The following is a 25,595-nucleotide window of genomic DNA, read 5'->3' on the forward strand; positions in this document are numbered from 1 at the left end:
GCTATGAATCCGCGCCGTCGGGCGGGACGGACAGGACGCCGTCGTCGATCAGGCGCTGGATGTCCGCGGGGTTCATTCCCAGCACGCTTCGGCAGATCTCGACGGTGTCCTGGCCGGGCAGCGGCGCCGGGGCCTGCCGGGCCGCCGGGATGTGGCGGTACGGCGCCGGGCCCGTCTCGGCCGGCAACGGGCTCTCGATCAGCGGATGCGTCATGGGGCTGTACACGTTCCGCGCGATCAGCTGTGGGTCCTCGAGCACATCCGGCGGGCGGTTCATCGGCCCGGCGGGCACCCCGGCGGACTGCAGCAGCTCGGCCGCCCGCAGCGGGGTGCGCGTGCGGGTCCAGCCGGAGACCAGCTCCACCAGCTCGTCGCGATGGTTCAGCCGCGCTTCACCGGTGGCGAAGCGCGGATCGTCTGCCCATCCGGCATGGTCGAATACCGAAGCGGCGCGGCGCCATTCGTCGTCAGAGCGGATCGAGATGACGCACCATTCGTCCTCGCCCGCGCAGGGGTAGACCGCATGCAGGCTGGTGTCCTCGCGGATCTGTGCGACACCCGCGGCCAGCGCGGCCTGGGTGACGTACAGCGTGTCGAGCTGGTTGACCACGACTTCGGCCTGCGAGATGTGCACGTGGGCTCCGCGCCCGGTCCGGTTGCGGTGGATCAGCGCGGCCAGCGCGCCGATCGCCGTGACCCGCCCCACCACGTGGTCGGGGAATACCGTCGTCGCGTCGTAAAACCCGTGCCTGCCGGTGTCGGCTTCGCCCGGCGCGCCGTCGGACGTCCAGAGCCGGGTAACCCCGGTGGTGGCGCGGACCAGCGGGCCGTAGCCCAATCGGGCGCTCCACGGGCCCGTGTCGCCGAACGCGCTGCTTTCGGCCAGCACGATCCGCGGGTTGACGGCGCGCAGCTGATCGTAGGAAAACCCCAGTGCCGTAAGGGTTCCCGGCTTGAAGTTGGCGAACACTGCGTCGGCCTCGGCCACCAGGCGGGCGAAGATCTTCTTGCCCTCGGTGCTGCGCAGATCCAGTCCCAATCCGCGGTTGTTGCGGTGCGTCCAGGCGAACGACTCGCTGATGGCGTCGCCGACCCGGGCCTGCCGCAATCCGTCCGGGTAATCGACGCTTTCGACCTTGATGACGTCGGCGCCCAGGTCGCCGAACAACCGGCTCAGCTCACCACCGGCGACGATGATGCCCAGATCGAGGATCCGCAGCCCGGCAAAGGGGTAGTCGCCGAGCCGGCCCGAGGACGACGGGACCACCGACGGAGTGCCCCGCCAATAGGGTTCGTCGTGGCCCGCGGCCGGCGCCGGCGTGCGAAAACCCGCGCGCCGGCCGTCGACGACGAAATATCCGGTCGGCACGCTGGTGCGCACGCCGGGGACGAGTTCGGCGTCGGTGATGGCGCCCACCGCCTGAAAGTGCTCGGACCCCAGGATCCGCGCCGGTGTCAGCACCGCGGCGATCGGCACCCCGTTCGCCTGTCCGGCGGCCACCAGGTCCTTCATGGTCTGCGCGGCGAACAGTTCCCGGATGAGTTCGCTGATCCGGGGCCAGGCCGCGAACCGCGCACCGATCGCGTCGTATTTCGGGTCCTGGAACTCCTCCGGCTCCCCCAGCCAGCACCGCAGGCCGCGCCACTGCCGCGGCGCCATCACGCACAGCCGGACGTAGCCGTCCTGGCAGGGGTAGATCGGGTAGGCGTCCTGGTTCTTCGGCCGGCCGCGCCACCGCCCGCTGCGACGGACCCCGGCGGCGGCCTGACCGTGTGCTCCGAAGGCGGGATCGAGGGCCATGACGACGGCGTCGAACCAGGAGAAGTCGATGTAATCGCCTGTGCCGCAACGTAATCGGTTATAGTACGCCGCGAGCGCTGCCCACGCCGCCTGAACCGCGGCGGTCGCCGATGCGATACCGTCCGGCGGCAGCACGGGGGTGCCGGTGGTGGGACCGGAGCGCGACAACGCGCCACCCATTGCATACAACACGGGATCGGTGGCACGCCACGACGACCGCGAACCCGTCGCACCGAAGTCGGTGATCGACAGCACCACCAGGTGCGGATAGCGGGCCGCCAGCTCCTCGCCCGAGGTCCCGAACATGGCTCCGCGTTCGTCGGCGCCGGTGTCCACGACGATGTCGGCCTCGGCGGCCAAGTCCAGGAAGCGGTCGCAGTCCTCGTCGTCGAACGGATCGAGCACCGCGCTCCGCTTGTTCGCGTTGTGCACCGCGAACGGAATGCTTGCTCCCCGTAGCGTGGGCAGCGCATCGCGTCCCAGGCCACCGCCCGGCGGCTCCACCTTGAGGACGTCGGCGCCCAGGTCGGCGAACAGCCGGGTGACCGCGTCCGCGACGCCGCTCGACAAGTCGAGGACGCGAACGGCATCGAGCAATCCGTCGGCCATCTGGACACCGTACCTGCCTGGTCAGGCCTTGCCCGGCGGCCGTTGCCGGCGCCGATCGGCCACCGCGGCAGCCAAAGTGCCGGGTGGGCAAGCTGATTCGGCGGGCGCGTGGTCGGCTTTGGCGCACGGTTCAGTCGATGGTCGGCGTCGGCTATCGTCACAGGCCGATCAGCCCGACCCGTCCGTCGTCGCATGGAGGCATCACTATGACCGCGCACCTGAGCTACGTGGAGGCCGTGGTGGTCGGCGCATTCCAAGGCGTGACCGAGCTGTTCCCGGTGTCCAGCCTGGGGCACGCGGTGCTGGTGCCGGCGCTGGTAGGCGGGCGATGGGCCCAGGACCTCAGCGTGTCCGCGCCCAAGTCGCCGTACCTCGCGTTCATCGTGGGCCTGCATGTGGCCACCGCCGCCGCCCTGCTGGTGTTCTTCTGGCGCGACTGGGTGCGCATCCTGACGGGGTTTGTCACCTCGCTGCGGCATCGGCGGATCCAGACGCCCGACGAACGGCTCGCCTGGCTGATCGTGGCGGGCACCATCCCGGTGGGCCTGGCGGGGCTTTTGCTGGAACAGCTGTTCCGCACCACGCTCGGCAAGCCCGTACCCGCGGCGGCCTTCCTGTTGCTCAACGGCATCGCCCTATATGTCGGCGAGGTGCTGCGCCGGCGCATCGCTCCCGCACCGGATCAGGCCGTGATGGACCGCGGGGAACCCGAACACGGCGACGAGGCCTCCGACCGCCGGCTCGCCCAACTCTCCCTGCCCCGCGGCGTGGTGATCGGCGCGGCGCAAATCCTCGCGTTACTGCCCGGCATCAGCCGCTCGGGAATCACCATCGTGGCCGGGCTGTGGCGGGGCTTGTCGCACGAAGACGCGGCCCGATTCTCCTTTTTGCTTGCGACCCCGATCATCCTGGCCGCGGGCGTGTACAAGATCCCGGAACTCTTCGGGCCGCTCGGCGCCGGAATCGGCGGCCAGGTACTGGCCGGCAGCGTCGCCTCATTCGTGTGCGCCTATCTCGCCGTGCGTTTCCTGACACGGTATTTCGAGACCCGCACGCTGACGCCGTTCGCGATCTACTGTGCCCTGACCGGCGGCGCCAGCCTGATCTGGTTCGCCCTGCGCTGAACGGCCCGCCCCGGTCACCGGGGATTGTTGCGCTAGGGCGACTTCGAGTGCTGTGCTTAGCCCGTTGGCTAGTTGACACCCGTCAAGAAGCTGGGGGGACCGGAATGGCAGACACGGCGTCGATTGGCCTGAAGGTCCGCGGCAAGGTCGTCGTGATCACCGGTGGCGCCCGGGGCATCGGGCTGGCCACCGCCACCGCGCTGCACAATCTGGGCGCCAAGGTCGCCATCGGCGACGTCGACGAGAGGCGCGTGAAGGAGTCGGGCGCCGACCTGGGCCTGGACGTCTACGGGAAGCTCGACGTCACCGATCCGCACTCGTTCTCCGATTTCCTGGACGAGGTCGAGCGCCGGCTCGGCCCGATCGACGTGCTGATCAACAACGCCGGCATCATGCCCGTCGGCAAGATCGTCGACGAGCCGGACGCGGTCACCCGGCGGATCCTCGACATCAACGTCTACGGCGTGATCGTCGGCAGCAAACTGGCCGCCCAGCGCATGGCGCCACGCGGCAAGGGGCACGTCATCAACGTCGCCTCGCTGGCCGGTGAACTCAACATCGTCGGGCTGGCCACCTACTGCGCCAGCAAGCACGCGGTGGTCGGATTCACCGACTCGGCCCGCCTCGAGTACCACGACGCCGGCGTGAAGTTCTCGCTTGTGTTGCCGACGTTCGTCAACACCGAGTTGGTCGCCGGAACTCCCGGCATGAAGGGGTTCCGCAACGCCGAACCCACCGAGATCTCCGACGCGATCGTCAACCTGGTGGCCCACCCCAAACCCCGGGTGCGGATCACCAAGGCGGCGGGCGCCATGGTGGTGTCCCAGAAATTCTGGCCGCGCCGAATCGCCGAGGGGCTCAACCGGATGCTCGGTGGTGATCACGTCTTCACCGACGACGTCGACGTCGCCAAGCGCCGGGCGTACGAGGCCCGCGCCCGCGGCGAGGAGTAACGGCGCACGAGCATTGTTCACCGAAGGCGCGGACAATCGGGCGGGTGAGCCTAGAAACCCGCACCTCCGCGCCCACCGAATCTCCGCTCTCCGACGACGAACTCGCTCTGCTCGACAAGTATTGGCGCGCCGCCAATTATCTGTCGGTCGGGCAGATCTACCTCCTGGACAACCCGCTGCTCACCGAGCCGCTGACCACCGAGCACGTCAAACCGCGGTTGCTGGGGCACTGGGGCACGACGCCCGGGCTCAACCTCGTCTACGCCCACCTGAACCGGATCATCCGCAACCGCGACGCCGACGTCATCTACGTGACCGGGCCGGGTCACGGCGGCCCCGGGCTGGTCGCCAACGCCTACCTGGAAGGCACCTACAGCGAGGTGTACACCGGCATCGAGGAGGACGCCGAAGGGCTGCGCAAGCTGTTCCGGCAGTTCTCCTTCCCCGGCGGCATCCCCAGCCACGTTGCGGCGCAGACGCCGGGATCCATCCACGAGGGCGGTGAGCTCGGCTACGCGCTGGTGCACGCCTACGGCGCGGCCCTGGACAACCCGTACCTGGTGGTGGCCTGCGTCGTCGGCGACGGCGAGGCCGAGACCGGGCCGCTGGCCGCCAGCTGGCACTCCAACAAGTTCCTCAACCCGGTGACCGACGGCGCCGTGCTGCCCATCCTGGCGCTCAACGGCTACAAGATCGCCAACCCGACGGTGCTGGCCCGCATCCCGCACGACGAGCTGGAGTCGTTGTTGCGCGGCTATGGCTACCGGCCGATCACCGTCGCCGGGGACGACCCCGCCGATGTGCACCGGCAACTGGCCGCCGCATTCGACGACGCCTTCGACGACATCGCGGCGATCCAGAGCGCGGCCCGCGGCGGCGGTGCGTCGCAACGACCGGTATGGCCGATGATCGTGCTGCGCACGCCCAAGGGCTGGACCGGGCCCAAGGTGGTGGACGGCAAGAAGGTCGAGGGCACCTGGCGCTCGCATCAGGTGCCGCTGTCCGAGACGCACGACAATCCCGAGCACCGCGCCCAGCTGGAGGACTGGCTGCGCAGCTATGCGCCCGAGCAGCTCTTCGACGACAACGGCAGGCTGCGCGAGGAATTGCGGGCGCTGGCACCCAAAGGCGATCGCCGGATGAGCGCCAACCCGCACGCCAACGGCGGGCTGTTGCTGCACGATCTGGACCTGCCGGACTTTCGCGACTACGCCGTGGCCGTCGAGCGGCCGGCGGCGGCCATGCACGAGGCCACCCGGGTGCTGGGCGCGTTCCTGCGCGACGTGATCGCCCGCAACCGGGACCGGTTCCGGCTGATGGGGCCCGACGAGACGGCTTCCAACCGGCTCGACGCCGTCTTCGGGTCGACCGACAAGGTGTGGCTTTCGGAGGTCGAACCCGACGACGAGCATTTGGCGCCCGACGGCCGGGTGATGGAGGTGCTCTCCGAGCACCTGTGCCAGGGCTGGCTGGAGGGCTATCTGCTGACCGGGCGGCACGGGCTGTTCAACTGCTACGAAGCGTTCGTGCACATCGTCGACTCGATGCTCAACCAGCACGCGAAATGGCTTGCCACCAGCCGGGAATTGCCGTGGCGCCGGCCGATCGCGTCGCTCAACTATCTGCTCAGTTCGCACGTCTGGCGTCAGGACCACAACGGCGCGTCCCATCAGGACCCGGGCTTCATCGACCTCGTCGCCAACAAGCGCCCGGAGCTGACCCGCGTCTACCTGCCGCCGGACGGCAACACGCTGCTCTCGGTGGCCGATCACTGCCTGCGCAGCCGCGACTACATCAACGTCATCGTCGCCGGCAAGCAGCCCGCGCTCGCCTACCTCGACATGGACGAGGCCATCGCGCACTGCACCCGCGGCCTGGGCATCTGGCCGTGGGCGAGCACCGCCACCGACGAGCCCGATGTGGTGCTGGCCTGCGCCGGCGACATTCCCACGCTGGAGACCCTGGCCGCCGCCGATATCCTGCGCCGCGAGCTGCCGGAGCTGGGCGTCCGGGTGGTCAACGTCGTCGACCTGATGCGGCTGCAGCCGGATTCCGAGCACCCGCACGGCCTGCCGGACCGCGAGTTCGACGCGCTGTTCACCCGCGACAAGCCGGTCATCTTCGCCTACCACGGCTATCCCTGGCTGATCCACCGGCTCACCTACAGCCGCACCAACCACGCGCACCTACACGTGCGTGGCTTCAAGGAGCGCGGCACCACGACCACGCCGTTCGACATGGTGATGCTCAACGATCTGGACCGCTTCCACCTGGTCATGGACGTCATCGACCGGGTGGACGGGCTGGCCAGTCGCGCCGCCATGCTGCGGCAGCGGATGGCCGACGCCCGCCTCGCCGCGCGGATGTACACCCGCGAGCACGGTGAGGACGACCCGGAGATCGCCGGCTGGACCTGGGAGTCGAGCGAGCAGAACGAACGCAGGCAGTGATGGGAGCGAGACGACCCATCAGACTGGGAGTCGAGCGGGCAGAACGAACGCAGGCAGTGATGGAGCGAGACGACCCATCGGACTGGGCCGCCGAGTGACGCGAGCAACCCGGGCGGTCCCGCCTGCGCCGGTAAACTGGTCGGATGCCTGACGCCACCGGGACAGCCGATATCCACCCCGCGGTGTCCCAGCTCTCGGTGCTGCACCGATTCCGGATCCACCTCGACATCGGCGTCGTCGTCGTGGTGCTGGTGCTGACCAACCTGATCGCGCACTTCACCACCCCGTGGGCGAGCATCGCCACCGTGCCGGCCGCGGCGGTCGGGCTGGTCATTTTGATGCGCTGGCGCGGTCTGGGCTGGGCGGACCTCGGCCTGGGCCGCGAGCACTGGAAGCCCGGCATGGGCTACGCGCTGGCCGCGGTGGCCGTAGTCGCGTCGATGATCGCGCTGGGCGTGCTGCTGCCAGAGACCCGGCCGCTGTTCATGAACAACCGCTACGCCACGATCTCCGGGGCGATGATCGCCTCGATGGTCGTCATCCCACTGCAGACCGTCATCCCCGAGGAACTGGCCTTCCGGGGGGTCCTGCACTGCACGCTCAACCGGGCCTGGGGCTTCCGCGGTGTCGCGCTGGCGGGTTCGCTGTTGTTCGGGCTATGGCATGTCGCCACGTCGCTCGGGCTGACCAGCAGCAACGTTGGCTTCACCCGGATGTTCGGTGGCGGAATCGTGGGCATGATGGCTGGCGTGACCGGGGCCGTCCTGGCGACCGGGGCCGCCGGATTCGTCTTCAGCTGGCTGCGCCGGCGCAGCGGCAGCCTGATCGCACCCATCGCGTTGCACTGGTCGTTGAACGGGCTCGGCGCGCTGGCCGCCGCGCTGGTGTGGCACCTGTCCACCTGACGCGGGATCAGACCAGCAGCACCGCCGCGCCGGCGATGCGGCCCGCACTCAGATCCGCCAGCGCCCGATCGGCCTGCCCGAGCGGATATTCCGGCGTCGTCACCTCGATGTGGTGCTTGCCCGCGAAGTCCAGGAAGGCCCGCGCGTCCGCCCGGGTGTTGGACGTGACCGACCGGACCTGGCGTTCCTGGAACAGGTGACGCTGGTAGTTCAGGGCCGGGATATCGGACAGGTGAATCCCCGCGATCGCCAGGGTGCCGCCGCGGTCCAGCGCTTCCAGCGCGGGCAGCACCAGATCACCGACCGGGGCAAACAAAATCGCGGCATCCAGCGGCACCGGGGGCGGGTCGGCCGCACCCTGCGCCGACGCCGCGCCGAGGTCCAACGCCAGTTCCTGCGGCTTGATCCCACGGGTCATCACGTGCACCTCGGCGCCTTGCGCCAGCGCCACCTGCGCGGTGATGTGCGCGCTACCGCCGAAGCCGTAGAGCCCCAGGCGGCCACCGGGCGGCAGCTCGGCGCGCTGTAGCGAGCGGTAGCCGATGATGCCCGCACACAACAAAGGTGCGAGCTCGCTGTCGCTGTAGCCGCTCGGCAAGGGGTGGGCGAAAGCGGCCGGGACCGTGGCGAATTCGGCGTAACCGCCGTCGGCGTCCCAGCCGGTGTAACGGGAATCGGGGCATAGGTTTTCGTCGCCGCGACGGCAGTAGGTGCACACGCCGCAGGTGTGGCGAAGCCAGGCGATGCCCACCCGGTCTCCCACCCGGAATTCGTCGCCCGCCTGATCACCCATCCTGATGACCTCGCCGACCACCTCATGACCGGGAGTTACCCCGGCGCGGTGCACGGGCAGGTCGCCTTCGGTGACGTGCAGGTCGGTGCGGCACACGCCGCATGCGTGCACCGCCACCAACAGTTCGGCGGGGCCGGGGTGCGGCACCTCGGCGGTGACTCGCTCCAGTGGACCGGTGTTCATCGGCCCGGGCCGACGCACGCGCCAGGCGCGCATTGCCGTGGTGGTCACCGGTGGAGGCATCAATCCATCATGCCGCTAACCACCACGGCCGCAACGCCTTAAGCCGGTTAGGTCCTGTGGCGCACCAGGCCGACGACCCAGAGCAGAAGGAGGGCTCCGAGCAGTGCGGTGAAGAAGGTGAAGATCAGGCCACCACCCGCGGTGTTGACGAAGAAGCTCAGGATGAACCCGCCGATCAACGCGCCGACAATTCCGATGACGATGTCCATCAGGATGCCGGCACCGCTACCGCGGATGATCCGGCTGGCGATCGCGCCCGCCAGACCGCCGATGATGATGTAGCCGATCCAGCCGACGCTGGTCAGCGTCGAGGAGCGGGCCAGATATTCGGTAGCAGCAATGACGTACATGGAAGACTCCTTGCAATCGCTGGCAAGGCCCAGCTATTTGCTGGGCCGTCATCTCGGTATACCCAGTTTGGGTCACGAAATGAGTGCCGAATTGGAGACGGTTGACCAGTCGGTTTCGGGTAGGAGCGCGCCGGCGAGCGGCGCGGTCAGGCCGAGAAGGTCTGCTGCGGCGTCGGTGTGGGCGTCGGGCTGACCCCGGAGGAGGCCGGCGCACCACCGGGAACCGGCGCGGGTGCCCCGGGCGCCGCCGGAGCAGCGGGCGCGGGTGCCCCCGGCGCCGCCGGAGCAGCGGGAGCCGGTGCCGGCGCGCCGGGAGCAGGCGCCGTTCCAGGGGCACCCGGTGCTGTTCCCGGCGCCCCCGGCGCCGCGGGGACGCCTGGAGCGGCCGGCGGTGTCCACGCCTGGATCGACTCGGTGAGCGCCTTGGCCGCGCCCCGGTCCACCGGGTCGTTCGAGGTTCCGAGCCACACCACGAACCAGCGTTGGGCGGTCCCACCGTTGGCGGAACCGATGACGCCCGTCCAGATCTGGCCGTTGGGCTTGGACGCATCGCTGAACTTGACTTCGTAGTACGAGGCGCTGCCGGTGCTTCCGTTGCTCCCGTTGAGCGGAGTGGCGTCCTGGTTGATCCGGGTGCCGGGATAGGGCATGAAGAACTCGCCCATGTCCGAGCCCAGCCGCACCGCGGCCTTGGCATTGTTGGCTTCCGCACTGGCATAGAGCTTTTGGTCCAGGCGACCCATCACGATGCGGGTGTCGTTGGCGACCGCTGGTGGCTGGTCGGGCGCCGGCGGCGGACCGGTGACCTTGCTCAGCAGCGCCGAGCCGTAGTCGAGGTGCGACGCGTCCGACTCCACCCAGCCGGCCGGCAGGACGTAGCTGAATCCCCCGACCGCGTTGGTGATCCGCCCGGCGTTCGGGTCGGCCGGTGGAGGCGGCGGCGCATTCGGGTCGACCGGCGGCGGCGGTGCCCCGTTGGGGTTGGCCGGCGGCGGGACCGCGTTGGGGTTGGCCGCCGGCGGGACTGCGTTGGGATCACCCGGTGCCGGTTGCCCATTCGGCGCCTGGGCCGCGGGCGGCGCGTTGGTCGCCGGCGCCCCCGGCGGGGCCGCGGCCGTGGTCGGCGGGACCGGGGTCGGCACCTCGGGATCGGCGCTGGAACTCGCGGGCAACGCGATGGCGACTGCGCTGGCACCGGTCACCGTGGTGATCGCCAGCGTCGTCCACAGTCCTTTGCGACGGGTCGAAGTCGGATCCACCTGCTCCATGGCGACGAACCTACCGTGTTACCGCTGTGACGCAAGGATGCATTGCGGACTAATGCGGTGCGGATTTACCGATGTTGCCAATGTGCAATCTTTTCGAGGGTGCGACGCGCGCACTCAGCGCCTCACCGCGCGGCGGAATATAGCGCCACCTCGTGGGCCTTGACCGAGAACCACACTCGATCCCCGGGCACCAGTTGCAGCTCGGATGCGGCGTCGACGGTGATCTCCGCGGCGAGGCCCGGGGCACCGTTGGGTTGCTGCGCGCCACGCACCCACACGGCCGCCCCGCGGACATCCATCTCGGCCACGGTGACCTCAACGGTGTTGCGGGGGCTGCCGTGCGGGCGATCCCGGTAGACGGCCACGGCCGTCGGCGGGAACACCGCGATCGCATGCTGGTCCGGCGCCACGACGCCCCCCGGCGGTGCCGCATGCCAGCGGTCGCCGGACGCCGCGCGCAGCGAGCCGTCGCGGTCGACGGTTCCGTTCACCAGGTTGATGCCCGCGATGCGGGCCGCGAAATGACTGCGGGGTGCGGTGAGAACCTCAGGCACCGGGCCGACTTCGGCGATCCTGCCGGATTCCAGCACCAGGACGCGATCGGCCAGGGTGAACACGTCCAGCAGGTCGTGGGTGACCAGGATCGCCGCGCAGCCGATGCGGGTGATGATTTTGCGCAACACCGCCCGGATCGCCGCGGCGGCGGCGACGTCGAGCCCGGCCAGAGGTTCGTCGAGTAACAACACGTCGGGTTCGGCCGCCAGTGCCCGGGCGATTGCGACCCGCTGGGCCTGCCCGCCGGAAAGCTGTCGCGGTTTCCGGTCGGCGAAGCGCTCGGCGTCCACCTCGCGCAGCCAGCGCAGCGCGGTCGCCTCCCGGGCGGCGCGAGTCGGGCGCCGCCTCGCGCGCCGACTGTGCGGACCGAACGCGACATTGGCGGCAACGCTCATGTGCGGGAACAGCAACGCGTCCTGCAGTAGCAGCCCGACCCGGCGGTCGTGCGTCGCCACATCTATCCCGGCCGCGGTGTCGGTCAAGATCCGGTCCCCCAGCCGCACCACTCCGTCGTCCGGTCGAAGGAGCCCCGCGATGACATGCAGGACGGTCGATTTGCCCGCGCCGTTGGGGCCGAGCACCGCGAGCAGCTCGCCCGCGGACACGGAGAACTCCACGTCCACATGGCGATCCGAGACGGCCGCGCGCAGCTGCAGTTCGCTCATGTTTGCCCGGTGCCGGTCAGCCGGCGAGTACCCAGGCCCAAGACCACCAGGGCCGCCACCACCACCAACAGGATCGATAGTGCCACAGCGGCATTGGCGTCGGTCACCCGTTGCAGATAGATCTCCAGCGGCAGCGTGCGGGTCACCCCCTGCCGAGATCCGGCGAACGTCAGCGTCGCGCCGAATTCGCCCAGCGAGCGGGCGAAGGCCAGCACCGCGCCCGACGCCACACCCGGCAATAGCAGCGGCAGGGTGACGCGCCACCAGACGACGCTCGGGCGCGCCCCCAGCGTCGCGGCCACCAGCTCGAAGTCGGCCCCTGCGGTGCGCGCGGCGCCCTCCAGGGAAATCACCAGAAATGGCAGCGAAACGAACGTCTGGGCCAGCACCACGGCGGTCGTGCTGAACGCGATGCTGACCCCGGCGGCTTCCAGGTACCGGCCGAGCAGCCCGAGCCGGCCGAACGCGTACAGCAACACGATTCCGCCCACCACGGGCGGCAGCACCAGCGGCAGCAGGATCAGCGGCCGCAGCAACCGGATCACGCGCGCCGCGCTGCGCGCCAGCACGAGCGCCATCGGCACCCCCAGAGCCAGGCACAGCACCGTGCTGGCGGCGGCGGTCTTCAGGCTCAGCAACAACGCTGTCCGCGACGACGGGCTGCTGATCAGCGACCCGAAATGCGGCCAGTCGACCTTGACCGCGATGGCCAGCAACGGCAGCACCACGAAGACGGTCCCGACTGCGGCGGGGACGTACACCCAGCGGGGCAGACCCGTCGGCCGGTGCATGGTCGGCGTCAGGGTTTCGCGAAGCCCGCTTGGGCCAGGATCTGCTGCCCGGTCGGTGACGTCACCAGGTCGACGAACTTCTGCGCCTGCGCGGTGAGCGGCGCGTTCTTCAGCACGCCGATGGGATAGACGTTCACCGCGCTGGCGGCCTCCGGGAACTGCACGGTCGCGACCTTGCTGCCGGCGGACTTGGCGTCGGTGACGTAGACCAGCGCGGCGTCGGCCTGGCCGCTGGTGACCTTGTTGAGGGCGTCGGTCACGCTGAGTTCCTCGCTGACGGGGTTGAGGCGTACCCCGGTGCTGTCCTCGACGCGGTGTGTCGCCGCCCCGCACGGCACCGGCTGCTGGCAGGTCACCACGTTGAGGCCGGGCCTGGCCAGGTCGGCGAAGGAGCCGATCTTCTTCGGGTTGCCCGGCGCGGTGACGATGACCAGGGTGTTGGACGCGAAGTTCGTCGGATTGCCGTTCAGCAGGCCGGCCTTGCTGACGGTGTCCATCTGCGCGGTGTCGGCCGAAGCGAACACGTCGGCCGTCGCGCCCTGCGTCAGCTGGGTCGCCAGGTCGGAGGAGCCGGCGAACTCGAAGTCGACGCCGACGCCCGGATTCTGGTTCTTGAACTGCTGGCTGATCTGGGTGAACGACGGCTTGAGCGACGCCGCGGCGAACACCATGACCTTGCCGCCGGAAGTCGACGAGGTCTGCGAGGAGGGCGACTTCGAACCACACCCGATCAGGCCTGCCATCAGCACGGTCGAAATTAGAGCGGCCAGGATCCCGATCCGACGCATGGATGCACCCTAGCCCGCCGATGATGCGGTCCGCTCGGCTGTTGAATCGCCGCAAGAAAGTGGCGCCCGAATAGTTACGCAAATGATCCGCGCGTCGAGTCGGCGTAAGTTTCGCCGACTAGCTACTGTCCAGTAACATAGGTGGGAATTGATGCCATAACGCGCGTGAACACGAGGAGGTCATGGCAGTGGAGGTGCTGGTTACCGGCGGAGACACGGACCTGGGGCGCACGGTGGCCGAGAGCTTCCGCGATGACGGCCACAAGGTGACCCTGGTGGGCGCACGCAAGAGCGAACTGGAGATCGCCGCGAAGGAGCTCGAGGTCGAGGCGATCGTCTGCGACACCACCGACCCGGCCAGCCTCGAAGAAGCCCGTCCGCTGTTCCCGCATCATCTGGACACCATCGTCAACGTGCCGGCCCCCATCTGGGACGCCGGCGACCCGCGCACGTATTCGATCGCCGACACGGCCAACGCCTGGCGCAATGCCCTTGACGCGACGGTGCTTTCGGCAGTGTTGACCGTGCAGGCCGTGGGTGATCACCTGCGCTCGGGCGGCTCCATCATCAGTCTGGTGCCCGAGAACCCGCCGTCGGGCAGCGCCGACGCGGCCATAAAGGCCACGCTCTCGAACTGGACCGCCGGGCAGGCGGGCATTTTCGGCACCCGCGGAATCACGGTCAACGTGGTGGCGAGTGGGCGCAGCGCCGAGGCCGGCTATGACGGGCTGTCCCGCACACCTGCGCCGGTGGCCGCGGAGGCCGCCCGGTTGGCGTTGTTCCTGACCACGTCGGCGGCTCGCCACATCACCGGGCAGACGCTGCATGTGAGTCACGGCGCGCTGGCGCGTTTCGCCTGAGGCGTAGCGCGCACCCTTCTCCGGGGCCGGGCCGATCGCTACGGTAAATCCCGTGGCTATTCGACTCGGTCTGCAGATTCCCAACTTCTCCTACGGCACCGGGGTTGAGCAACTCTTCCCCACCGTCATCGCCCAAGCCCGCGAAGCCGAATCCGCCGGATTTGATTCGGTTTTCGTGATGGACCATCTTTACCAACTGCCCGTGTTGGGAACCCCCGATCAACCGATGCTGGAGGCCTACACCGCCCTGGGGGCGCTGGCCACCGCCACCGAGCGGGTGCAGTTGGGCACGCTGGTCACCGGCAACACGTATCGCAACCCAGCCCTGCTGGCCAAAATCATCACCACGCTGGACGTGGTGAGCCAGGGCCGGGCGATCCTCGGGATCGGCACCGGCTGGTTCCAGCTCGAGCACGATCAGCTGGGCTTCGAATTCGGCACCTTCACCGACAGGTTCAACCGGCTCGACGAGGCCCTGCAAATCATCCTGCCGATGATCAAGGGCGAGCGGGCCACCTTCTCGGGCAAGTGGTATCAAGCCAGCGAGGCATTCGCCAATCCTCGCTTCCGGGACCACATTCCGCTGATGATCGGCGGCAGCGGCGAGAAGAAGACGATCCCGCTCGCCGCACGGCATTTCGACCATCTCAACGTGATCGCCGGTTTCGACGAGCTGCCGCGCAAGCTGGATGCGGTGCGGCGGGCCTGCGCCGAGGTGGGCCGCGACCCCGCAACCCTGGAGACCAGCACGCTGACCACGGTGCTGATCGACGAAAACGCGAGCCTCGACCAGCTTCCCGCTGACATGACGCAGCGCGCGGTGGTCGGCACACCGGATTCGATCGCCGATCAGATCAAGACCAAGGTGATCGACGCGGGCGTCGACGGCGTGATCATCAACCTGCCCTTCTACACGCCCGGCGTCATCGAGGCGGCCGGCGCAGCGCTGCGTCCGCTCGTGGGACTGTAGGGATTTCGGGGCCGCAGCCGACCGGTCGGGCGAACATGACGAGTATCACGTTCGATGACCAGCAGTGATACTGGTGCTGTGTTTGATTACACATGGTGCCAGCTAGGTTTGGGGGTATCCGCCTGACTAGCGTGGTGGCTGATCGCAGTCGCGCGTCCAGAAGCCCCCGTCAGGAGCAGCGGAAACATGAGCCCCCAGCCAGGTACCACAGCTGGACCGGAGCGCCGTCACCAGGTCGTCATCATCGGCTCCGGGTTCGGCGGACTGAACGCGGCAAAGAAACTCAGGCACGCCAACGTTGACATCAAACTGATCGCCCGGACGACGCACCACCTCTTCCAGCCGCTGCTGTACCAAGTGGCGACGGGCATTGTGTCCGAAGGCGATATCGCGCCGCCCACCCGCGTCGTGCTGCGCAGGCAGCGCAACGTTCAGGTGCTGCTGGGCGACGTCACCCACATCGATTTGGAGGGCAAGTTCGTGGTGTCCGACTTGCTCGGACACACCTACGACACCCCCTACGACAGCCTGATCATCGCCGCCGGCGCCGGCCAGTCGTATTTCGGCAACGACCATTTCGCCGAGTTCGCGCCCGGCATGAAGTCGATCGACGACGCCCTCGAGGTGCGCGGGCGCATCCTCAGCGCGTTCGAGCAGGCCGAGCGGTCTCGCGATCCGGAACGGCGAGCCAAGCTGCTGACGTTCACCGTGATCGGCGCCGGTCCCACCGGCGTCGAAATGGCCGGGCAGATAGCGGAATTGGCGAAGGACACATTGAGGGGCTCGTTCCGGCACATCGACTCGACGAAGGCGCGGGTGATCCTGCTCGATGCCGCGCCCGCCGTGCTGCCGCCGTTCGGCGACAAGCTCGGTCAGCGCGCGGCGGCCCGGCTGGAGAAGATGGGCGTGGAGATCCAGCTGGGTGCGATGGTCACCGACGTCGACCGCAACGGCATCACCGTGAAGGATTCCGACGGTACCGTCCGGCGCATCGAGTCGGCCTGCAAGGTGTGGTCCGCCGGGGTGTCCGCCAGCCCGCTGGGCCGCGACCTCGCCGATCAGTCGTCGGTCGAACTGGACCGGGCCGGCCGCGTCAAGGTGCTGCCCGACCTGTCGGTCCCCGGCCACCCGAACGTGTTCGTCATCGGGGACCTGGCCGCCGTCGAAGGCGTGCCGGGAGTGGCGCAGGGCGCGATTCAGGGCGCCAAGTACGTCGCGAGCACCATCAAGGCCGAACTGGGCGGTGCGAACCCGGCCGACCGGGAACCGTTCCAGTACTTCGACAAGGGCTCCATGGCGACGGTGTCGCGGTTCTCCGCGGTGGCCAAGATCGGCCCGGTCGAGTTCAGCGGCCTGTTCGCCTGGTTCGCCTGGCTGGTGCTGCACCTCGTGTACCTGGTCGGTTTCAAGACCAAGATCAGCACGCTGCTGTCCTGGACGGTGACGTTCCTGAGCACCCGCCGCGGCCAGCTGACCATCACCGAGCAGCAGGCGTTCGCCCGGACCCGGCTCGAACAGTTGGCGGTGCTCGCCGCGGAGACCAAGCGGCCGGCAGCCAGGCGGGCGAGCTAGCCGTTCGTCGTCGGTACCTCCAACGAGGTTGCCGGTCAACCTATTTCATCGCGGCCCGGCGGGTTCGGTCAGCCTTGGCGAATCTCGAGATTCTGCAGCCGCACCTGACCGCGGGCGACCACCCGGTCGTCGCTGTCGGTGATGGTGACCAACCACAATTGCTGGCTACGGCCGCGGTGGATCGGTTCGACGGTGCCATACACCATGCCCGAGCCGATGGAGCGCAAAAAATCGGTGTTGTTGTTGACGCCCACCACGTTCCCACCGCCGCGGGTGGCCAGCCACGTGTAGGCGGCCACGCTGGCCATGCTTTCGATCATCGAGCAGTAAACGCCACCGTGAACCAAACCCATCGGCTGCAGCAGCTTGGGCGTGACCTCCAGCTGGGCCCGGGCGCCGTCGGGGCTGAGTTCGGTGAATTGAAGCCCGATCTCGCGGTCGAAGGGTGCGGCGAAGTCCGGCGGGAGGATCGTGTTCTGCGGCTCTGGCACGTCCATGTGTCTACACCATGGCCCCGGCGCGCTCTCGCGGCGGATTCTGACCCAGAAAACGGCTGAACCCCGTGCCTCGAAGGCACGGGGCTCGCCGATCGAGTAGACCGGGGGTCGCTGCAGCCCTCAGGACTCTCACACGGTCCGTTATCGCTCGACTCCCTCAGAATAGGCAAGGCTGCCCTAACTTTGCAAGGGGTATTGTTCTTCTTGTTCGCGGCGGGGGCGCGCGGGCGGCCGACACAATGATTTGTCAGCCTTCCGTACGACCGTCGGTAGTAAGCCGGAGTACGCTTGATTCGACGCTCAGGAGATGAACCAACTATGGCCAAACTGACTCGGCTGGGAGACCTGGAACGGGCCGTCATGGACCATCTCTGGTCGACGCCCGAGCCTCAGACCGTCCGCCAGGTCCATGAGGCGTTGGCGGCGCAGCGTGACCTGGCCTACACCACGATCATGACCGTGCTGCAACGGCTCGCCAAGAAGAACCTCGTCTCCCAGATCCGCGACGACCGGGCACACCGGTACGCACCGGTGCACGGACGCGACGAACTGGTGGCCGGACTCATGGTGGACGCGCTGGCCCAGGCCGAGGATTCCGGTGGCCGTCAGGCCGCGCTGGTGCACTTCGTCGAACGCGTCGGCGCCGACGAGGCGGAGGCGCTGCGGCGCGCACTCGCCGAACTGGAAGCCAATCAACGCAATAACTCGCCATCTGCTGGCGCTGGACCGGAGGGCTGAGGGACACTAACTGTGTGTCCGCGCTGGCTTTCACCATTCTCGCGGTGCTACTGACCGGCCCGGTGCCGGCGATGTTGGCACGCGCGCGCTGGCCGCTGCGCGCTCCCCGCGCCGCCATGGTGCTCTGGCAAGCCGTCGCGCTGGCCGCGGTCCTGTCGGCATTCAGCGCCGGCATCGCGATCGCCACCCGGTTGTTGGTGCCCGGTCGCGACGGGCGCCCCACGACCAGCATCGTCGGCGCCGCCGACCGCCTCGGCTGGCCGCTGTGGACGGTCTACGTCAGCGTCTTCGCCCTGACCGTGCTGGTCGGCGCCCGGCTGATGGTCGCGGTGATCCGGGTGGCCATCGCCAACCGCAAACGACGGGCCCACCACCGCATGGTGGTCGACCTGGTCGGAGTCGGCCACGGCGCAGCGCTGTCGCAGCCCTGCGCCCGCACGCGCGACCTGCGCGTGCTAGACGTCCCGCAGCCGCTCGCCTACTGCCTGCCCGGCGTGCGCAGCCGGGTGGTGGTCAGTGAGGGAACGCTGAGCACTCTCGCCGACCCCGAGGTCGAGGCGATCCTCACCCACGAGCGCGCCCACCTGCGGGCGCGGCACGACCTGGTGCTGGAGGCCTTCACCGCCGTGCACGCGGCCTTCCCGCGGCTGGTCCGCAGCGCCAACGCGCTCGGCGCGGTCCAGCTTCTGGTCGAGCTGCTCGCCGACGACGCGGCGGTCCGCGCCGCCGGTCGCGCTCCCCTGGCCCGGGCGCTGGTCGCGTGCGCATCGGGGCGGGCCCCGTCGGGCGCGCTCGCGGCCAGCGGGCCCAGCACGGTGCTCAGAGTGCGCCGCCTGGGCGGACGCGGCAACAGCCCGCTGCTCTCGGCGGCCGCATACCTGGCAGCGGCGGCGGTATTCGTGGTGCCCACCATCGCGCTGGCTGTCCCGTGGCTCACCGAGCTGGAACGCCTGTTCAACCTCTGACGCAGCCGAGGGCCGATCACCCCGGGCGTCCAGCTGTTCGCTGTGCCACAGTGTCACCGAAAGCTTTTCGGAAAAGTTCTCCAAATTGAGAGGCGAAAACATGAGTTCGTCGGATGCCCACTCCAGTTCCACGACCGGCACCGCGCAGATCGGCGTCACGGGCCTGGCCGTCATGGGCTCGAACCTCGCGCGCAACTTCGCCCACCACGGCTACACCGTGGCGCTGCACAACCGCTCGATCGCCAAAACCGATGCGCTGCTCAAAGAGCATGGCGACGAGGGCAACTTCGTCCGCTCCGAGACGATCGAACAATTTCTGGACGCGCTGGAGAAGCCGCGCCGGGTGATCATCATGGTCAAGGCGGGCGACCCCACGGACGCCGTCATCAACGAGCTCGCCGACGCCATGGAAGAAGGCGACATCATCATCGACGGCGGCAACGCGCTCTACACCGACACCATCCGCCGCGAGAAGGCGATCCGCGAGCGCGGCCTGCACTTCGTCGGTGCAGGCATCTCCGGCGGCGAGGAGGGCGCGCTCAACGGCCCGTCGATCATGCCGGGCGGCCCCGCCGAGTCGTACAAGTCGCTGGGCCCGCTGCTCGAGGAGATCTCCGCACACGTCGACGGCGTGCCGTGCTGCACCCACATCGGCCCCGACGGCGCCGGTCACTTCGTCAAGATGGTGCACAACGGCATCGAGTACTCCGACATGCAGCTGATCGGCGAGGCCTACCAGCTGCTGCGCGACGGCCTGGGCAAGACCGCTCCCGAGATCGCCGACGTGTTCGCCGAGTGGAACAAGGGCGACCTGGACAGCTTCCTGATCGAGATCACCGCGCAGGTGCTGCGCCAGACCGATGCCAAGACGGGCAAGCCGCTGGTCGACCTCATCCTCGACGAGGCCGAGCAGAAGGGCACCGGCCGCTGGACCGTGAAGTCGGCGCTCGATCTCGGTGTGCCGGTGACCGGTATCGCCGAGGCGGTGTTCGCCCGCGCCCTGTCCGGCTCGGTCGCCCAGCGCAAGGCCACTACCGGGCTGGCCTCCGGGCAGCTCGGCGAGAAGCCCAGCGACGCAACGCAATTCATCGACGACGTGAGCAAGGCGCTGTACGCGTCGAAGATCATCGCCTACGCGCAGGGCTTCAACCAGATCCAGGCGGGCAGCGCCGAATACGACTGGGGCATCACGCCCGGCGACATGGCGACGATCTGGCGCGGCGGCTGCATCATCCGGGCGAAGTTCCTCAACCGGATCAAGGAGGCGTTCGACGAGAACCCCGACCTGCCGACCCTGATTGTCGCGCCCTACTTCCGCAGTGCCATCGAGGAATCCATCGACAGCTGGCGTCGCGTGGTGGTGAAGGCCACCGAACTCGGCATCCCGATCCCCGGCTTCGCCTCCGCGCTGTCCTATTACGACGCGCTGCGGACCGAGCGGTTGCCCGCGGCACTCACCCAGGGCTTGCGGGACTTCTTCGGCGCACACACCTACGGCCGCATCGATGACGACCCGGACAAGCGGTTCCACACACTGTGGAGCGGAGACCGCTCCGAAGTGCCCGCCTAGCCGGGCGACAGCAGAGGGCGTGAAGGGGGCTTGAATTGGTGGGGCGACTGCGATGAGGTTTCTCGACGGGCACAGACCCGCATACGACCTGACGTACAACGACGTGTTCGTGATGCCGAACCGCTCGGAGATCGCGTCGCGGTTTGACGTCGACCTGTCCACCGGTGACGGCTCGGGCACCACGATCCCGGTCGTCGTCGCCAACATGACCGCGGTGGCGGGCCGGCGGATGGCCGAAACCGTCGCGCGTCGTGGCGGACTCGTCATCTTGCCGCAGGATCTGCCGATCACCGCGGTGCAGCAGACGGTCGAGTTCGTCAAGAGTCGCGACCTGGTTCTCGACACCCCGGTGGTGCTCGGGCCCGACGACTCGGTGTCCGACGCGACGGCCCTGATCCACAAGCGCGCGCACGGTGTCGCGGTGGTCGCCTTCGAGGGCCGTCCGCTGGGCCTGGTGAGCGAATCGTCGTGCCTGGGGGTTGATCGCTTCACCCGCGTGCGGGACGTCGCGATGACCGACTTCGTCACGGCCCCGGTGGGAACCGAGCCGCGCAAGGTCTTCGACCTGCTCGAGCAGTCGCACATCGGTGTCGCTGTCGTGACGAATGCCGACGGCACGCTGGCCGGCGTGCTGACCCGCACCGGCGCCATCCGCGCGGGCCTGTACACGCCGGCCGTCGACGCGCGGGGCCGGCTGCGGATAGGCGCGGCCATCGGCATCAACGGCGACGTCGGGGCCAAGGCGCGGTCGCTGGTCGAGGCCGGCGTCGACCTGCTGGTGATCGACACGGCGCACGGACATCAGGTCAAGACGATCGAGGCGATCCGGACTGTCGCGACACTCGAATCGGGAGTGCCGTTGGCGGCGGGCAACGTCGTGTCGGCGGAGGGCACCCGCGACCTGCTGGGCGCCGGGGCGAACATCGTCAAGGTCGGCGTCGGGCCCGGCGCGATGTGCACCACCCGGATGATGACCGGCGTCGGCCGCCCGCAATTCTCCGCAGTCGTTGAATGTGCCTCGGCAGCAAGGGAATTGGGCGGACATGTGTGGGCCGATGGCGGCGTCCGGCATCCCCGGGACGTGGCGCTGGCGCTAGCCGCCGGGGCGTCCAACGTGATGATCGGGTCGTGGTTCGCCGGCACCTACGAGTCGCCCGGCGACCTGATGCGCGACCGCGACGACCAGCCGTACAAGGAGAGCTACGGCATGGCCTCCAAACGGGCGGTGGTCGCGCGCAGCGGGGCGGACAGCGCTTTCGATCGGGCCCGTAAGGCGTTGTTCGAGGAAGGCATTTCGACGTCCCGGATGGGGCTGGACCCGGGACGCGGCGGGGTCGAGGACCTGCTCGATCACATCACCTCGGGCGTGCGCAGCACCTGCACCTATGTCGGCGCGGCCAACCTGGCGCAGCTGTACGACCGGGTGGTGGTCGGCGTGCAGTCGACCGCCGGCTTCGCCGAGGGGCATCCGCTGCCACAGGGCTGGTGACGCGGGGGTAGGCGCCCCCGACTGCAGCGGCTACGAGTCCGTGAGCGGTGCCTCGAGCGCGTAGAGCGCCATGCGCCGGTTCGTCGTCTCGTACTCGCCCAGGAACTGGCACCCGGCGTACTCGCACAGCCGGCGCGCGGCGGTGTTGCGGTGATCGGGGTCGAACATGATCCGCCGACACCGGGGCTCCGCCGAGAAGACGCTGGCCACGATGCGGGGCAACAGCATCGCGCCCAGGCCGCGGTTCACCAGGCTCAGGTCGGCGACGGCGGCGTGCAGCCCCAGGTCGTAAGGCTCGGCGTCGTAGTATCGGGATATCAGATCCTTTGCGCCCCAATAGAATTCGAGGTAGGCGCGCGGTATGCCTCGTATGCTGCCGAGCAACGGCAGCGAATACGTCCCGTCCAGCTGGGCGCCGAGGTGCTGGCGCCACCGGCGCGCCGGCCAGTCGTATTCCCAGGCTTGCGCCAAATGCGGGCGGTTCATCCACTCGGTCACCATGTCCACGTCCTCGAGCTGCGCCACGCGGATGTCGAACGGTGGATCGAGGGTGGGAACCGGTGGCCGGGCGATGCGCGCTATCTCGTCGGGAATGTCGAAGCGTTCGCGCGGAAGGATCTGAATGGACGGCGTCTGAGCGTCGGGCATAGTGCGCAGAGCGTACCTGAGTAAGGTTAGCCATACTTTAGTTGGGCCGGTCGGCGGCCGAATTCGAATAAGCGACCCCATGGCCAGGGTTGGGCAGCGCCGTGCGGCCACGGCCCGGGCTAGCATATGACAGCAAAGACGGACGCAACCGCGGCCGCTCAGCCATCAGGCAGCGAAAGGATCGACGTGCCGCAGGCACCCGTGCCAGCCATCGGCTTGCGGGCGCACGGGCCGTCAGCCGAATCGCCCGATGCGGAGCCTCCTTCGGCACCGTCTTCGCTCATGAAGCCTTTCTCGTCGGCCGGCCGGCGGCGTTGTTCATGAACGTCACCGTCACCGTGATCAGCGTTGTGGCGATCGCGGTGCTCATCTTCGGCAACGCCGTCTTCGTCGCCGCGGAGTTCTCGCTGACCACCCTGGACCGCAGCGCAGTCGAGGCCAACGCGCGTGGCGGCGGACGCCGCGACCGCTGGATTCGTCACGCGCACCACCGGCTGTCGTTTCAGCTGTCGGGCGCCCAGTTGGGTATCTCGATCACCACGCTGGCGGCCGGTTACCTGACCGATCCGATGGTAGAGGACTTGCCGCATCCGTGGCTGGATGCCATCGGCGTACCCGACAAGGTCGGCGACGCGATCATGGCCTTCCTGGTGCTGGTGATCGTGACGTCGGTGTCGATGGTGTTCGGCGAGCTGGTGCCCAAGTACCTGGCGGTGGCGCGCCCGCTGTCGGCGGCCCGCGCCGTCGTAAGCGCCCAGCTGCTGTTTTCGTTGCTGCTGACCCCCGCGATCCGGCTGACCAACGGGGCGGCGAACTGGATCGTGCGTCGGCTCGGCGTCGAACCGGCCGAAGAGCTGCGCTCGGCCCGGTCCCCGCAGGAGCTGTTGTCGCTGGTGCGTTCGTCGGCGCGCAGCGGCGCCCTGGACGCCGCGACGGCGGCCCTGGTGCGGCGTTCGTTGCAGTTCGGCGCCCTGAGCGCCGAGGAGCTGATGACGCCCCGGTCCAAGATCGTGGCCCTGCAGACCGACGACACGGTCGCCGACCTGGTGACCGCGGCCGCCGAGTCCGGATTCTCCCGCTTCCCGATCGTCGACGGCGACCTCGACGAGACGGTCGGCATCGTGCACGTCAAGCAGGTGTTCGCCATCCCGCGGACCGAACGCGCCCGCACTCGGCTGATCACGGTGGCCCAACCCGTTCCCAAGGTGCCGTCAACCCTGGACGGCGACGCGGTGATGGCCGAGATCCGGGCCAACAACCTGCAAACCGCGCTGGTCGTCGACGAATACGGCGGCACCGCCGGCATGGTGACCGTCGAGGACCTGATCGAGGAAATCGTCGGCGATGTCCGCGACGAACACGACGACGCGACTCCGGATGTGGTGCCCGCCGGCTCCGGCTGGCGAGTCTCGGGCCTGCTGCGCATCGACGAGGTTGCCGCCGCGACCGGTTTTCGGGCCCCGGAAGGCCCCTACGAGACCATCGGCGGGCTAGTGCTGCGCGAGATCGGTCACATCCCGGTGGCCGGCGACACGGTCAAGCTGCCCGCGCTGGACTCCGACGGCTTGCTGGACGCGGCGACGCGTTGGCAGGCAACGGTGATCCGGATGGATGGCCGCCGGATCGACCTGCTCGAGCTGATCGAACTGAGCAGTCACGGTGACGCCCCTGCGATCGGGGCGCGCCGATGAGCGACACCATGGGCCTGCTGGTGGCCTGCCTGTTGATCGGGGTGAACGCGTTCTTCGTCGGGGCGGAGTTCTCGCTGATCTCGGCGCGGCGCGACCGCCTCGAGGCGCTGGCCGAACAGGGCAAGGCGGCCGCGGTCACGGTGATCCGCGCCGGGGAACAGCTGCCGTCTATGTTGGCCGGTGCCCAGTTGGGCGTCACGGCCGCGTCCCTGCTGCTCGGGCGCATCGGCGAGTCGGCGGTGTCCAATCTGCTGCGAACAGCGCTGGGGCTCACCGGAGTTCACCCGGCGCTGCTGCACACGTTGTCGTTCGCGATCGCGCTGGCCATCGTGGTGACGCTGCACGTGCTGCTGGGCGAGATGGTGCCGAAGAACATCGCGCTGGCCGGACCGGAACGCACCGCGATGCTGCTCGTCCCGCCGTATCTGGCCTACGTGCGGGCCGCCCGGCCGTTCATCGTGTTCTACAACAAGTGCGCCAACCTGGTGGTGCGCGCGTTCGGGGTCGAACCCAAGGACGAGCTGGAGATCACAGTCTCCCCCGTCGAGCTCAGCGAGATGATCGCCGAATCGGAGTCCGAGGGCTTGCTGGACCGCGAGGAACGCACCCGGCTCACCCGGGCGCTGCAAATTCGCCACCGGGTGGTCGGTGACGTGGCGGTCCCCCTCGCCGGCGTGCACGCGGTACCGGTCGCCGCGGCGGGCTCGGGCCCCACCGTCGGGGCGGTCGAGCAGGCCCTGGCCCAGACCGGATACTCGCGATTCCCGGTGGCCAGCGTCAGCGGCGTCTTCCTCGGATACCTGCACATCAAGGACGTGCTGACGCTCGACGACGATCCGCAGACGGTGATCGATCTGGCGAAAGTGCGCCCGCTGCCGCGACTGTCCCAATCGCTGCCGCTGGCCGATGCCCTGTCCCGGATGCGGCGCAGCAACAGCCATCTGGCGTTGGTGACCGACGAAACCGGCGCGGTGGTGGCCATGGTGGCCATGGAAGACCTGGTTGAAGACCTCGTCGGCACCATGCGCGACGCGTAGCGGCACTGGCCGGCCGGGACGACTCTGCGCAGCCCGTATGATCTTTCACGGCTACCAGTTAAGAAAGTGCTGGAGGGCAGGGGACCGTGGCGCGCGGAACATGCGTTGCTGGAAACAGATCCCGGTGCTCGCCGCAGCGTCGTTCCTGGAGCTGTCAGCGCCGCCTGACCTGCGCCTGCCGGGTCGGGCAAATAACGCTCACCAGGCTGCGCTCGGTAGGCTTGTGACATAGCCAATCTGGCCCGACGATGGTCCGGTGCGGC

Annotated in this window: 22 protein-coding genes; 13 read left to right on the forward strand and 9 right to left on the reverse strand. The window is 68.8% G+C overall.

Going from position 1 to position 25,595, the window contains the following annotated elements:
• Window position 1: 1 nt before the first annotated feature.
• Window positions 2-2,410, reverse strand: coding sequence for a CaiB/BaiF CoA-transferase family protein (locus MTY59_RS21390; protein WP_221042930.1), 2,409 nt, complete (start codon window positions 2,408-2,410; stop codon window positions 2-4).
• 206 nt (window positions 2,411-2,616) lie between these two features.
• Here MTY59_RS21390 and MTY59_RS21395 point away from each other — a divergent pair, with 206 nt between their 5' ends.
• The 4 genes from MTY59_RS21395 to MTY59_RS21410 all read left to right on the forward strand — a co-directional run bounded on the left by MTY59_RS21395 (window position 2,617) and on the right by MTY59_RS21410 (window position 7,842).
• Window positions 2,617-3,534 carry an undecaprenyl-diphosphate phosphatase gene (locus tag MTY59_RS21395; RefSeq protein WP_221042931.1) on the forward strand — a complete coding sequence of 306 codons (918 nt, stop codon included), beginning with the start codon at window positions 2,617-2,619 and terminating at the stop codon, window positions 3,532-3,534.
• Window positions 3,535-3,638: 104 nt separating this feature from the next.
• Window positions 3,639-4,487: an SDR family oxidoreductase gene (locus tag MTY59_RS21400; protein ID WP_221042932.1), complete on the forward strand. Its 849-nt coding sequence runs from the start codon at window positions 3,639-3,641 to the stop codon at window positions 4,485-4,487.
• Window positions 4,488-4,531: 44 nt separating this feature from the next.
• On the forward strand, window positions 4,532-6,937 hold the full coding sequence (locus MTY59_RS21405) for a phosphoketolase family protein (protein ID WP_221042933.1): 2,406 nt from the start codon (window positions 4,532-4,534) through the stop codon (window positions 6,935-6,937).
• A gap of 143 nt (window positions 6,938-7,080) precedes the next feature.
• Window positions 7,081-7,842: a CPBP family intramembrane glutamic endopeptidase gene (locus MTY59_RS21410; protein ID WP_221042934.1), complete on the forward strand. Its 762-nt coding sequence runs from the start codon at window positions 7,081-7,083 to the stop codon at window positions 7,840-7,842.
• Window positions 7,843-7,849: 7 nt separating this feature from the next.
• Here MTY59_RS21410 and MTY59_RS21415 read toward each other — a convergent pair whose 3' ends face one another.
• The 6 genes from MTY59_RS21415 to modA form a co-directional block, all read right to left on the reverse strand.
• Complete coding sequence (locus MTY59_RS21415; protein WP_221042935.1) at window positions 7,850-8,878, reverse strand: zinc-binding alcohol dehydrogenase family protein; 1,029 nt, start codon at window positions 8,876-8,878, stop codon at window positions 7,850-7,852.
• Between the two features lie 47 nt (window positions 8,879-8,925).
• Window positions 8,926-9,228: a GlsB/YeaQ/YmgE family stress response membrane protein gene (locus MTY59_RS21420; protein WP_221042936.1), complete on the reverse strand. Its 303-nt coding sequence runs from the start codon at window positions 9,226-9,228 to the stop codon at window positions 8,926-8,928.
• A gap of 146 nt (window positions 9,229-9,374) precedes the next feature.
• The gene (locus MTY59_RS21425) at window positions 9,375-10,496 is read right to left on the reverse strand and encodes an alanine and proline-rich secreted protein Apa (protein ID WP_221042937.1); all 1,122 of its coding nucleotides are present in this window, start codon (window positions 10,494-10,496) and stop codon (window positions 9,375-9,377) included.
• Window positions 10,497-10,618: 122 nt separating this feature from the next.
• Window positions 10,619-11,716: a sulfate/molybdate ABC transporter ATP-binding protein gene (locus MTY59_RS21430; protein WP_221042938.1), complete on the reverse strand. Its 1,098-nt coding sequence runs from the start codon at window positions 11,714-11,716 to the stop codon at window positions 10,619-10,621.
• Window positions 11,713-12,507, reverse strand: a complete 795-nt coding sequence (locus MTY59_RS21435) for an ABC transporter permease (RefSeq protein ID WP_221042939.1) — start codon at window positions 12,505-12,507, stop codon at window positions 11,713-11,715. Before MTY59_RS21435 ends, MTY59_RS21430 begins: the two co-directional genes overlap by 4 nt.
• Window positions 12,508-12,515: 8 nt before the next feature.
• On the reverse strand, window positions 12,516-13,295 hold the full coding sequence (modA, locus tag MTY59_RS21440) for a molybdate ABC transporter substrate-binding protein (protein ID WP_221042940.1): 780 nt from the start codon (window positions 13,293-13,295) through the stop codon (window positions 12,516-12,518).
• A 182-nt stretch (window positions 13,296-13,477) separates the two neighbouring features.
• On the opposite strand from modA, the gene MTY59_RS21445 reads away from it, so the two are divergent.
• The 3 genes from MTY59_RS21445 (at window position 13,478) to MTY59_RS21455 (ending at window position 16,697) form a co-directional block, all read left to right on the forward strand.
• Window positions 13,478-14,155 carry an SDR family oxidoreductase gene (locus tag MTY59_RS21445; RefSeq protein WP_221042941.1) on the forward strand — a complete coding sequence of 226 codons (678 nt, stop codon included), beginning with the start codon at window positions 13,478-13,480 and terminating at the stop codon, window positions 14,153-14,155.
• A 52-nt stretch (window positions 14,156-14,207) separates the two neighbouring features.
• Window positions 14,208-15,125 (forward strand): LLM class F420-dependent oxidoreductase, encoded by a 918-nt coding sequence (locus MTY59_RS21450; protein ID WP_221042942.1) that lies wholly within the window; start codon window positions 14,208-14,210, stop codon window positions 15,123-15,125.
• Between the two features lie 186 nt (window positions 15,126-15,311).
• On the forward strand, window positions 15,312-16,697 hold the full coding sequence (locus MTY59_RS21455; protein WP_221042943.1) for an NAD(P)/FAD-dependent oxidoreductase: 1,386 nt from the start codon (window positions 15,312-15,314) through the stop codon (window positions 16,695-16,697).
• Window positions 16,698-16,765: 68 nt separating this feature from the next.
• Here the strand turns inward: MTY59_RS21455 and MTY59_RS21460 are convergent, their stop codons facing one another.
• Window positions 16,766-17,194: a PaaI family thioesterase gene (locus MTY59_RS21460; RefSeq protein ID WP_415823065.1), complete on the reverse strand. Its 429-nt coding sequence runs from the start codon at window positions 17,192-17,194 to the stop codon at window positions 16,766-16,768.
• 318 nt (window positions 17,195-17,512) lie between these two features.
• Between MTY59_RS21460 and MTY59_RS21465 the strand changes: the two genes are divergently transcribed.
• The 4 genes from MTY59_RS21465 (at window position 17,513) to MTY59_RS21480 (ending at window position 21,956) form a co-directional block, all read left to right on the forward strand.
• Window positions 17,513-17,932 (forward strand): BlaI/MecI/CopY family transcriptional regulator, encoded by a 420-nt coding sequence (locus MTY59_RS21465; RefSeq protein ID WP_221042944.1) that lies wholly within the window; start codon window positions 17,513-17,515, stop codon window positions 17,930-17,932.
• Window positions 17,933-17,946: 14 nt separating this feature from the next.
• Window positions 17,947-18,897: a M56 family metallopeptidase gene (locus MTY59_RS21470; RefSeq protein ID WP_221042945.1), complete on the forward strand. Its 951-nt coding sequence runs from the start codon at window positions 17,947-17,949 to the stop codon at window positions 18,895-18,897.
• 100 nt (window positions 18,898-18,997) lie between these two features.
• Entirely contained in the window at window positions 18,998-20,467 is a 1,470-nt protein-coding gene (gndA, locus tag MTY59_RS21475) for an NADP-dependent phosphogluconate dehydrogenase (RefSeq protein WP_221042946.1), read from the forward strand.
• Window positions 20,468-20,519: 52 nt separating this feature from the next.
• Complete coding sequence (locus MTY59_RS21480; protein WP_221042947.1) at window positions 20,520-21,956, forward strand: GuaB1 family IMP dehydrogenase-related protein; 1,437 nt, start codon at window positions 20,520-20,522, stop codon at window positions 21,954-21,956.
• A gap of 30 nt (window positions 21,957-21,986) precedes the next feature.
• On the opposite strand, the gene MTY59_RS21485 is transcribed toward MTY59_RS21480, so the two are convergent.
• Window positions 21,987-22,604 carry a GNAT family N-acetyltransferase gene (locus MTY59_RS21485; protein ID WP_221042948.1) on the reverse strand — a complete coding sequence of 206 codons (618 nt, stop codon included), beginning with the start codon at window positions 22,602-22,604 and terminating at the stop codon, window positions 21,987-21,989.
• A 320-nt stretch (window positions 22,605-22,924) separates the two neighbouring features.
• Here MTY59_RS21485 and MTY59_RS21490 point away from each other — a divergent pair, with 320 nt between their 5' ends.
• Together MTY59_RS21490 and MTY59_RS21495 are read left to right on the forward strand one after the other, a co-directional pair.
• Window positions 22,925-24,295, forward strand: coding sequence for a hemolysin family protein (locus MTY59_RS21490; RefSeq protein ID WP_221042950.1), 1,371 nt, complete (start codon window positions 22,925-22,927; stop codon window positions 24,293-24,295).
• The gene (locus MTY59_RS21495; protein WP_221042951.1) at window positions 24,292-25,332 is read left to right on the forward strand and encodes a hemolysin family protein; all 1,041 of its coding nucleotides are present in this window, start codon (window positions 24,292-24,294) and stop codon (window positions 25,330-25,332) included. The genes MTY59_RS21490 and MTY59_RS21495 overlap by 4 nt, the downstream gene beginning before the upstream one ends.
• Window positions 25,333-25,595 lie beyond the last annotated feature (263 nt).

The sequence above is a fragment of the Mycobacterium senriense genome (genome assembly GCF_019668465.1).
In the GTDB taxonomy this organism is placed as follows: Bacteria; Actinomycetota; Actinomycetes; order Mycobacteriales; family Mycobacteriaceae; genus Mycobacterium; species Mycobacterium senriense.